At 42.2% G+C, this 11,093-nt stretch carries 9 protein-coding genes; 5 read left to right on the plus strand and 4 right to left on the minus strand.

The genetic code is table 11. The features are described 5' to 3' along the window. Positions 1 to 180 precede the first annotated feature (180 nt). Both VB654_RS14025 and VB654_RS14030 read right to left on the minus strand, forming a co-directional pair. Positions 181 to 2,241: a thioredoxin domain-containing protein gene (locus tag VB654_RS14025; protein WP_323214381.1), complete on the minus strand. Its 2,061-nt coding sequence runs from the start codon at positions 2,239 to 2,241 to the stop codon at positions 181 to 183. A gap of 263 nt (positions 2,242 to 2,504) precedes the next feature. Continuing rightward, a complete protein-coding gene (locus VB654_RS14030; protein WP_323214382.1) occupies positions 2,505 to 2,660 on the minus strand; it encodes a hypothetical protein in 156 nt (51 codons plus the stop codon). A 794-nt stretch (positions 2,661 to 3,454) separates the two neighbouring features. Between VB654_RS14030 and clpP the strand changes: the two genes are divergently transcribed. Continuing rightward, the gene (clpP, locus tag VB654_RS14035) at positions 3,455 to 4,066 is read left to right on the plus strand and encodes an ATP-dependent Clp endopeptidase proteolytic subunit ClpP (RefSeq protein WP_323214393.1); all 612 of its coding nucleotides are present in this window, start codon (positions 3,455 to 3,457) and stop codon (positions 4,064 to 4,066) included. Between the two features lie 132 nt (positions 4,067 to 4,198). Here clpP and VB654_RS14040 read toward each other — a convergent pair whose 3' ends face one another. Continuing rightward, entirely contained in the window at positions 4,199 to 5,062 is an 864-nt protein-coding gene (locus VB654_RS14040) for a hypothetical protein (RefSeq protein WP_323214383.1), read from the minus strand. 1,024 nt (positions 5,063 to 6,086) lie between these two features. On the opposite strand from VB654_RS14040, the gene VB654_RS14045 reads away from it, so the two are divergent. From VB654_RS14045 to VB654_RS14055, 3 genes are all read left to right on the plus strand, one after another. Then, positions 6,087 to 8,414, plus strand: a complete 2,328-nt coding sequence (locus VB654_RS14045; protein WP_323214384.1) for a ribonuclease R family protein — start codon at positions 6,087 to 6,089, stop codon at positions 8,412 to 8,414. A gap of 17 nt (positions 8,415 to 8,431) precedes the next feature. Continuing rightward, positions 8,432 to 9,052 (plus strand): flavin prenyltransferase UbiX, encoded by a 621-nt coding sequence (locus tag VB654_RS14050; protein ID WP_323214385.1) that lies wholly within the window; start codon positions 8,432 to 8,434, stop codon positions 9,050 to 9,052. Between the two features lie 100 nt (positions 9,053 to 9,152). Beyond that, positions 9,153 to 9,839: a LapA family protein gene (locus VB654_RS14055; protein ID WP_323214394.1), complete on the plus strand. Its 687-nt coding sequence runs from the start codon at positions 9,153 to 9,155 to the stop codon at positions 9,837 to 9,839. Between the two features lie 8 nt (positions 9,840 to 9,847). On the opposite strand, the gene VB654_RS14060 is transcribed toward VB654_RS14055, so the two are convergent. Continuing rightward, positions 9,848 to 10,042 carry a hypothetical protein gene (locus VB654_RS14060; protein WP_323214386.1) on the minus strand — a complete coding sequence of 65 codons (195 nt, stop codon included), beginning with the start codon at positions 10,040 to 10,042 and terminating at the stop codon, positions 9,848 to 9,850. A 446-nt stretch (positions 10,043 to 10,488) separates the two neighbouring features. Here VB654_RS14060 and VB654_RS14065 point away from each other — a divergent pair, with 446 nt between their 5' ends. Further along, complete coding sequence (locus tag VB654_RS14065) at positions 10,489 to 11,034, plus strand: shikimate kinase (protein ID WP_323214387.1); 546 nt, start codon at positions 10,489 to 10,491, stop codon at positions 11,032 to 11,034. Positions 11,035 to 11,093: the final 59 nt, after the last annotated feature.

An 11,093-nucleotide genomic window follows, 5' to 3' on the forward strand; every position in this document is an offset into this window, starting at 1 on the left:
TATACTTTTTCTGTCTTCCTCCCTTGCCTATCGTATACACACAAGTGATCAAATCGCCCTCTCACCCCCAATTATGGGGTAATAAGAATTTTCCAAGTTCTCCAAACTTGGGGGATTTAGGGGGCAAAACAGGCTCAAACGCAGACAGGCAAGACTTGTGTGTACACCGTAGGCTTTAATTTAAGCCCTAGTCTGACTTTGCTGCACTTGCTGTAACAACTGTTGTTCAGTTTCAGCTGGCGCAAGACACTGGAAACCTTGGCAAACTAAACCGACGCTATCTGGTGGTAAGTCAGATGTCACAACAAACTCAGTCACAGGCAGATACTTGGTCATGAGAGGAATTATCTGCTCAATAGTACTACGAATTAAAGTAGAATTACGATACCAATCTAAGGCGCTAAATAAGCTGGGACAAGCCTGGGGAGTATTACGCATCACACTACTAAAAGCTTTTAGTCCTTGCTCGGCTAAACCAAGATAATGTAGATCATCAGTGAGTAGAGAAAGACGGACTAAATTAGCGATCGCCACTCCATTGGCAGATGGTGTAGCATTATCTGCATAACTGCGTTCACGTACAATTAAATCTTGACTAGCATCAGTGGCGGTATTGTAGTAGCCACCTAATTCTACACTCCAGAGAAACTCATTAAATTCATCTTGTAGTGCGATCGCCGTTTCTAACCAAGATTTTTGTTCCGGAAAACAAGCTTGTAAATCCAATAATGCCTTAATAAACAAAGCGTAATCTTCAGACTGTGCCAATACAGCAACTTCACCTTGATAATTGAGTCTGTGGAAACGTCCATCTACAAACTGATTTTGCAGAATAAAAGTTGCGGCGCGGATGGCAATTTCCAGATATAAAGGTTGTTGAAATACCCCACCAGCCTTAGCCAAACCAGAAATCATCAAGCTATTCCAAGCCACAATCATCTTCGTATCTGTCACCGCCGGAATGCGTCCAGGCCAACCGCCAGTTTTTGCTTCCTGATTATTAGCAGCAGGGGGAAAAGTTCTTAGTGCTTCCGGCTTTTTACCATAACGCGCCGCAAACAATTTACTTAAAGCAATTTCTATCTTGGCGCTCAGTTCCCCTTGATGACGGCGTTGTAAAACATTCTTGCCTTCAAAATTCCCATTAGGAGTTACGGTAAACTGTTGTTGTAATTCCGTTAGTTCCTCTGACGTTAACAGTTCTTCAAGTTCGCTGTAACTCCAGACATAAAAAGCCCCTTCCTCCGGTTCTACATCCGTGGGACTAATAAAACTATCAGCATCTTGAGCCGCATAAAAATAACCTTCTGGAGCTGTCATTTCTCGCCGCAGCCATTCCACAGTTCCAGCTACCGACCTCATAAATGCTGGTTTTTTAATGCCATCACTCCATAAATTGGCGAGATACTCCACAATTTGACCATTATCATAGAGCATCTTTTCAAAGTGAGGCACTGTCCAACTGGGATCAACTGTATAGCGATGAAAACCACCACCCAGATGATCATAAATACCCCCCAAAGCTAAATCTAGTCCTCGCTGAGTACAAATTTCCATGCCATCATACTGGGATGGAAACGAAAAGCGGTTTCCCCGTAACGCTAATTCTGCATAGGGGATCATCGGAAAGCTATTACCAGACTGATTTGGAGTAATTACACCTGTGCTAGTTTCCCAACCTTGGCGGAGCAATTCATTTTCTGCAACTTCTTGATTTATCGCGCCATTTTGTAATATTGCAGAGGTGAGCAGCGATTCAATAATTAGTGCTTTACGTTGGCTTAAATCCTCTTTTTCTGTATCGTAGTAACGGCGCAAAGCTTGCAGAACTTGCAAAAATCCGGGACGACCGTAACGTGGTTCCAAAGGAAAGTAAGTTCCAGCGTAAAACGGCACTAAATCTTCTGGGGATAAAAAGATATTTAAAGGCCAACCACCTTGACCACTCATCATTTGCAACGCTTGCATATAGATGCTATCGATGTCTGGTCTTTCTTCCCTATCTACTTTAATAGGTAAAAAATTTGCATTCATATACTCAGCGATCGCTGAATCTGAGAAAGCCTCACCTTCCATCACAGTACACCAATGGCAACTAGAATATCCAATGGAAAGAAAAATTGGTTTATTTTGATCCCTTGCAGTTGCAAGAGCTTCATCACACCATGACCACCAATCAATCGGGTTTTCGGCGTGTTTGCGGAGATAGAGACTCCTAGCTTCAGCAAGGCGATTAGTCATAATGTCAAATGCAAATAGTTGCCTGATTTGCTCAGTGTACCCTGTTCTCAGAAGTGTTAGCCTAGTACCCCAAGGCGGAAGTCAACAATCTTACCCACCGACTCATCCCTTAGTTACGAGAAAATATAGTATAGAGAACTCCACAAAAAAGTTGATCCAAATTTCTGCAACTAAAATGACCTTTTCTCCCCCTGCTCTCAAAACGACGGGATATTTTTTTATTTGAAAGTCTCAGATGGTCAACTGATTGAGCAACTAGCTATTTATTTTAAAGAGCGTAAGAGAAAGCTAACAATTGTGACTGGCGTTTCCCGTGATGATGAGGTTGCCCTGGTTTGAATGCGATAATTGGGGCTAAGACCTGCTATCAGATGGAGTAAAAAGGTAATAATGGCAGCTTGCACAAGTTTTTCAGGCATGGCAGGTATCCCTTTGTTAATAGCACTTCAAATCGGATCGATTTCTGTAAATACACGCCTTGCTATTGGTTTACCGGACTTAACAAAATTAACCGGATAATTAATCAACAAGAAGCTGAAAAAATGTTTAAAAAATTACCAATAGTTGACATAAATTTACTATTAATACACCTTATCCAGTGGTCTGTAGCAAACCCTCATATCTGGGTTGACGGCAAGAAAACATCTTGTCGTAGACATCATGTGTTGGTTTTTTAATTTTTTCCTCCCTTGACCACATGGAGATAGGAGATATATATGTATGTAGACGTTCCTCCTCTATAAAAAGTGCCTATGCAGTTTTTTTCATCTGTCTAACAGAGCAATAATTAGGGAAATTTTGGACAAAAACAGTAATTAGAGAACTCCACAAAAAAGTTGATCCAAATTTCTGCAACTAAAATGACCTTTCCTTCCCCTGCTCTCCGCTCCCTGCCCCCCTGCTCTCAAAACGACGGGTTGGAAGTCTCTTAGTTATGAAGTGAAGCAGCGTAAGCGTTTAGGGGGAATTGGCATCCCGCCAGGTGTTCTTCAGAAGGTAGAAGGGAATCCCTATAAATAATAAATTGAGGAGATTTAACAAGAACGCAGTATTTCTGCCTCCTGCCCTCTGCCTTTCTGCGGTCAAAAGTCAAAAATTTGATGAAAAGCATATTTGATAGGCTTTTTGGCTTTTAACTAAGCTTTAGACAATTATGAGAAACTATGAAACCGATAAGATAGATGTAAAATTAGAATACCTACAAGCACGCTGCATGATTCCTATCGTTGTTGAACAATCGGGTCGAGGCGAACGCGCCTTTGATATCTACTCACGACTTTTGCGTGAGCGCATCATATTTTTGGGACAACAGGTTGATAACGAAATTGCAAATTTGATTGTTGCCCAACTGCTATTCTTGGATTCTGAAGACTCGGAGAAAGACATTTATTTGTATATCAATTCTCCCGGCGGTTCGGTAATGGCTGGTATGGGCATTTTTGACACTATGAAGCACATCCGCCCTGATGTTTGTACTATTTGTACCGGACTAGGAGCAAGTATGGGTGCTTTTCTCCTCAGTGCAGGTACTAAGGGTAAGCGAATGAGTCTACCCCATTCTCGGATTATGATTCATCAACCCTTGGGTGGCGCTCAGGGACAGGCTACTGATATTGAAATTCAAGCGCGTGAGATACTCTACCACAAGCAACGGCTAAATGAATATTTAGCTGAACATACTGGTCAACCAATTGAGCGGATTGCGGAAGATACCGAACGCGACTTTTTTATGTCTCCAGAGGAAGCTAAGGAATATGGCTTGATTGACCAAGTTATTGACCGTCACGCTGCTGGTAGCCGTCCGGTTGCTGTTCTGAATCGGTAATTAATGGGATAAGGGATTAGTACCGCAAGGTGGAAGTCCAAAGTTGAAAGTCAAAAAACTTTATGGTTGCTTGATTTACGCCGTGCTGTACTGGGGGGAAATTTTTCTCCATCCCCAGTCCCTAGTCCCCCATCAAAATCCCGCTACTGGATCTGGCTGGGACTCTAGATGTTGGAGGAAATCATGTAATTCTTCTTCGGTTAGCAACGTGCGACCACGCTTGCCGTAGGTTTTAATTAAATGCTCTCTTCCTTGTTCTGCTGTCCAGCCTAAGCGCTGGAGTTCGACATCTGTTTTGGCTATAACATCAGATAAATCTACTGGTTCACTTTTCTTCTTTTTTTTGCCTACCCCTGTTTGATTACTTACATTGTCTACTGGACTATAACTACGGGGTGTAAATGGTGTGACATTACTGGCAAAATTTCCAGAAAAGACCTGATGTTCTGGCTGGTTATCCGCTATCGTCTCCCGGTTTTCCAATGAGGTATCGAGTTCTAAGTGTTGGTTGTGAGTTGCAGAAACATTTTGATTGTAGGTATCGTTGGGATCAGAATTTTTGGGATTAGTTGAGATTGACTCTGTTTTGAGATTCTGTTCGCTCAGAGGCGATAGAGATATTTCTCTGTCATTGGGTGCTGACCAGTCGCTACTACTAAAGTCTTCATCTATAGCAGGGGAATAGTTAGTCTGATGAGTCTCATTCAACTTCACCTTAGCGGTGTCTAAGGGAGGATTTAACTGTGATGGGGCTGTTGTTTGGGGAGGCAATTCTACCGATGTCTGTGGTGAATTACTGATGCCCAAAACCATTAATGCTCTAGTTCTGGCTTTATCTTCTGCTAATTCTACAGTTTCTGCCCCTGCCATGCCAGTAGCACGGGTAACATTTTCAATTTGTAGTGAGCATCGGACAATGTATTTTCCTTGAAAAATTTGCACTAACTCAGTAATCATACTGCCCTGGGGATACAAGCTCTGAAATTGAGCTAACATCAACATAATACTGCCACCAATCTAAATCTGCTTTGTAACGAAAAGTGGACTACTTTTTCCAGTGTCTCTAAAACAGAAAAAATTAAAGTTTATTTCTGATTCGGACTCAGGAATTAGCACTCAGCACTCAGTTGTGTCCCGATTGTAGCAGTAGCTGTTGGTTGAGTAACTCTAAGTGGTCACTGTTTAAATGCTATACTAATTACCCAATTCTTGATCCGGAATTATTTTTTGGAAGTACGCACTAAATCTACAATAATGGAGATCAGGTTGGCCCTCATTGCTTGTTAAGCTGCTTACCTGATTGTTACCGATTCTACATTTAGGAAAATCGGGTTTACGGGCAGTTTATTCTACTTACACATCAGAGTATCATGATGTTAAAGTATCCTCAATCTAGACAATCAAACACCTGTGGTTTCCCCTGGTAGCGCTTGCGGTCTGCGTGGAGAGTTATGCCAACCCAGCCTCTTTTAAAACTCGTTGCGTGATTACCTAGAGTTGCTCAATTCCAATTAGGTGTAATGTATTAAGTTGGATTAGTTGAAGAGGCTTGTACTCAGACGAACTCACCAGATGATTGTGCAGTGCGAGGTTCGTAGATCCAAAGAGGCTTCCCGTAAGGGTAAGTCGGCTTCTTTACTCTGAAACAGAAACCCTGCCTCAAGGCAATTCGTTTCCAACTAGTGTAGTTAAGCAGAAGTAACCGACTATCTGACAACAAGTCGTTCGCGCCGCGTTTCCCCAGGGGAAAAAGCTACAAATAAAACTGATTTTTCATGGAAACTCAAAAACCCCTCTCATGTAAGGTGAGATATTTGAAAATTTCCCCCTACTCTATTCGGAAAGGGGGCTAAGGGGTGAGGTTATAGGATAACCTTTCCTCATGACCTGAAAAGTCAGCAGAGAAAAAGGTCTTTTGACTTTTGCGTAGCAGCACTAGTGTCTGTAAGCCGTGGGGGTATACACCGAAAGGGCTTGATTAAATGAAAAATGATGTTTTGACCAAAGGTCGGTTCACTGCATGGAATTTTCTATCGCTACACTCCTTGCCAATTTCACGGATGATAAATTGGTTGCTCGTAAAGTTTTGGAAAAGAAACTAGGTTGCGAGGATGAAATTAGTTTACAAAAACTTCACATTGCTTTGGAAGTTCTGGAAAAAATCGGAATTCTGGTGAAAGAACGCGGCAAATATCGCCGGGTAGCAGAAGAAGGTGTAATTGAAGCCAAACTCCGTTGTTCGAGTAAAGGCTTTTGCTTTGCTATTCAAGATGTGGAAGGAGCCGAGGATATTTATATTCGTGAAAGCCATCTGAGTAATGCTTGGAATGGCGATCGCGTTTTGGTAAGAGTCCTCAAAGAAGGTAGTCGCCGCCGTTCTCCAGAAGGAGAAGTGAAGCTCATCCTAGAACGTTCCAACCACACATTACTGGCACGAATTAAGCCCGTAGAAAACGGTTTTCGGGCTGTACCTTTAGATGATCGGCTGCTGTTTGAACTCAAAATCCAAACAAACGGCATGAAATTAGAAGAAGCCATTGACCACCTGGCCCATGTGGAAGTGCTGCGTTATCCTCTGGCACAACATCCCCCATTAGGTCGAGTGGTACAAATTCTGGGTAGCGATGCGGAAGCGGCTGCTGATATAGATTTAGTAACTTGTAAGCACGATTTATCCCGTAACTTCTCTGATTCAGTTTTAGACGCAGCCGCTAAGTTACCGAAAAGGCTCCTAAAAGCAGACCTAAAAAACAAACTGGATTTACGAAATTTATTTACTCTGACGATTGCAGGTGTAAATTTTGACACAAAATTCATTGAGAATGCTTTCAGTTTAGAAAAAACAGCAGAAGGTCATTGGCTTTTAGGCTTTCATATTGCTGATGTTTCCCATTATGTCCACCCTGACGAACCTCTAGATCGAGAATCTGTGAAGCGGGGAAAATCAGTGTACTTGGGAGATTTAGTGCTGCCCATGTTACCTGAAGGTGTGGCCGAACGCTGTTCCTTTGTAGAAGGAAGCGATCGCCTAGCCCTGTCTTTCTTAATTGCTATTGATCCAGAGTCTGGAGAAGCGTTAGAGTGGGAAATTCAGCCCAGTGTGATCAATGTAGATGCGGCACTGAGTCGGCAAGAAGCAGAAGCTATTCTCACAGGTGAATCTGAAGATGAAGTTCCCAAGGTAATTGAGATCCTGCAAGACCTAGAAACCTTGAAAAAGGCAGTGAAACAAACGCGCCTGGCTCGTGGAAGCTTGCAGTTAAATCTACCACCTAACCAAAATCCCTACTACGATGAAGGGATATTGGGAGCAGTATTAGTCAATGATTTACCAGTGCGATCGCTCTTGACAGAGTTCGTGCTACTAGTAAATGAACTCATGGCCAAACATCTGAGTGCTTTAGGTATTCCCGCCATTTGGCGAGTCCAAGGGACACCTGATACCGAAGATGTTCAGGAAATGCTGAAATTAGCCATCAATTTAGGTGTAGAACTCACACTAGAACCAGAAGTAGATATTCAACCTTTAGATTATCAGCATTTAACCGGGGCTTTTGCGGAATCACCATCAGAGCAAGTTCTCACCTATCTATTACAAGACACACTGAAACCAGCTGCCTATAACACCACTAAAGGAACCCACTTTGGTTTATCACTAGAGCAATATACTCACTGTACTTCGCCTCTACGAAGATACCCAGATTTGCTCATGCAAAGAGTGTATTATAGGTTACTAGAACATGGACGTGATCGCCGCAACACCCGTGTGAAAGAGCGAGTGAACCTGCGCCATTCTTCTTCTCACAACGAAATTAACTGGAATGTTCTGCCGCCAGAATTGCAGCAAGAACTCCAAACTGATTTAAATCGGGTGATCATCCAGATTAACGATAGAGAAAAAGAAGTCCAAGAAGCCGAAGCCGATTTAGCCGGACTGCAAAAAGCCCAACTAATGAAACAGCGCATCGGTCAAGTATTCCAAGGTGTAATTACTGGTGTGCAATCTTATGGCTTCTTTGTGGAAATTGAAGTTCCAGCCGCAGAATCGAATCCTGGAGAAGATATTAACGTACCTTTACGAGTAGAAGGACTGGTACACGTTAGTTCCCTCAAAGATGATTGGTATGAATACCGCGCCAGACAACAGGCACTATTTGGGCGCAAAAATCGAGCTTCTTACAGACTAGGCGATCGCGTAGCTGTACAAGTTAAAAGTGTCGATTACTATCGTCAGCAAATTGATTTAGTAACTGTCAGCAGTGATCTTATCGCTAAAAGTTTGGGTATCAATGCTGAAGCATCAGATATCTACTTACCTAGCAACTTAGATTATGCAGAAGATGAATAAACTTTACTAGAAGCTCCGTGTCAAACAACTCTAAACCCCTTATATTAGGCATATCTGGTGCATCTGGACTCATCTACGCCGTTCACGCCCTCAAATATCTGCTCGCCGCAGACTATGAAATCGAACTAGTTGCCTCTAAATCAACTTACATGGTTTGGGCCAGCGAACAGGAAACTCGAATGCCAGCTGAACCAACCGCACAAGAGCAATTTTGGCGCGAACAAGCTGGAGTTGCGGTTGGAGGTAAACTACGCTGCCATCCTTGGGGTGATGTGGGAGCCGGCATCGCCAGTGGTTCTTTTCGCACCTTGGGGATGATTATCATGCCATGCAGCATGAGTACAGCCGCGAAACTAGCAGGTGGCTTAAGTTCCGACTTACTAGAACGAGCTGCGGATGTTCAGATTAAAGAGGGGCGAAAACTAATCATAGTTCCCCGTGAAACACCATTTAGCCTGATTCACCTGAGAAATTTAACAAGTTTGGCAGAAGCTGGAGTCAGAGTTGTCCCAGCAATTCCGGCTTGGTATCACAATCCTCAAAGCATTGAGGACTTAGTTGATTTTGTAGTTGCCCGTGCTTTAGATCAACTAGATATTGATTGCGTTCCTATTCAGAGGTGGCAAGGAAGTCCGTAAAAAGGTAAAAGTAAAAAGGTAAAAGTAAAAACAGAGTAACTTTTGCCTTTTGCCTTTTGTCTTTGGCTGTGATTGAGTAACTTTGACTTTTGCCTTTTCTATGGCTGTAATTCGCTTAATTCTGTTGGTGGCAGTACTAGGGATAGTCTCACTGTTGCTAGTTCAAAATTGGTCGCCTGTCTTATCTCTTGTATTTTTGGGTGTGCGAACTCTACCATTACCCCTGGCAATGTGGATTTTCTTTAGTACTGCTGCTGGTGCTTTCACATCCCTAATTATTACTACCTTGCTGAAAGTATCAAATTATTTTGGGGAACCACAACGCCAAAGACCATATAAATCAACGGGAACTTCACCCCGTGCGAAAGCGACATCTAGGGAAGAACCTCAACCACCACCTTATAGACCTTCGACCGCACCTAGTAAAACCGAGTCCAATAACAGTAATGCCTTTGATGATTGGGAGACAAATGATAGTAGAAATGATGATTGGGACTTTGATGAACCGCAGCGAGAAGCACCTACCCCCAGTCCTCAAACCTACGAACGTCAACAAGAACCTCAAAATCGTTCCCAACCTGGTTCGGTTTATTCCTACAACTATAGTGATCCCAAAAATACTGCTGTAGGAAAAACTGAATCTGTTTACGATGCTGATTACCGGGTCATCATCCCCCCTTATGAACCATCGACTATTAACCAAACGGATGAACCAGCTGATGATGACGATTGGAAATTTTTTGAAGATGACGACATTGAGGATGAAAATGAGCAGCCACGTAAATAAGCTGGGAATTATTGAGACAGCACACGCTCACGAGACTCCTGCTTAACTTTACCGTTCATAGCTGCTTCTTGCAAAGCCATGAAAGCATTGAAATCTTCCAAGTCATAGTTGGTAGTCAACAGATGCCGGAGTTGATTTTCTGCTTCCACAGTCAGATAGCTATTTGCTAAGGCTTGTTGCACTACTTCACGAATTCGAGTCATTGTTGATGCCTCTTACATACCATATTGATTTATTTGGTCTTACTCTGATGGGATATGCAGTAACAGCTGTTACTAAACCTTCAATTTGATCAATGAAGTTCATTACCCAAATGTTGCAAAAAGTCATTTTTTATACTTAAATTTGCTTCAATTATTAAATAAAGCTTGCTATAACTAAGTTTGATGAATTTAATACTGTGCCTTTTAAAAACATAGTATTTTTAACCTCTAAAATTTCCCACCAGAATTAATCCTGTTAATTTGTGTAGACAGAATTTTCCTCCATAAAGTTTCACGGAAACTTTATAAAATTTGGTTTAATCATCAAATATACTTAAGCCAAAATTACTCTATTGTCTTATTTTGACTTGTGGGAATTTAGTCTTGTAATATTACATACAGATTTAAATTAGATTAATTTCAGCCTAATTGGAGCGAAACGACTGGTGAATAGCTTATTGCAAGGAATTAACCTGTATCTCATCGGGATGATGGGGGCTGGTAAAACCACGGTAGGACAATTACTAGCAAACCATCTGAGTTATAGGTTTTTAGATACTGATAGTGTAATTACTCAATCAGCAGGAAAATCAGTCAATCAACTGTTTGCTGAAGAAGGTGAAGCAGCGTTTCGCCAATTAGAAAGCAATGTCTTAGCACAAGTTTGTGCTTATACTCAGTTGGTTGTGTCCACAGGTGGAGGTATAGTCTTGCGTCCAGAAAACTGGAGTTACTTACACCACGGTTTAGTTGTGTGGTTAGATGTGCCAGTGGAATTACTCTACACCCGCTTGCTAGAGGATACCACAAGACCATTATTACAAGATGCTGATCCTCAAGGCAAATTGCGATCGCTTCTAGAACAACGAACACCACTGTATTCTCAAGCTGATCTCAAAATCACTATCACAGCAGAAGAAACACCCGAAGCAATTGCTAACAAAATTATACAGGCAATTCCCAGCGTTCTGAAAGCACAAGTTTCGCCATGAACATCGAGCATTGCTACTGTCCAAATTCCACAATTTGATTGTGGCATACCCCAGAACTG

Origin of the sequence: Nodularia sp. UHCC 0506 (assembly GCF_034931045.1) — a bacterium.
Classification (GTDB): Bacteria; Cyanobacteriota; Cyanobacteriia; order Cyanobacteriales; family Nostocaceae; genus Nodularia.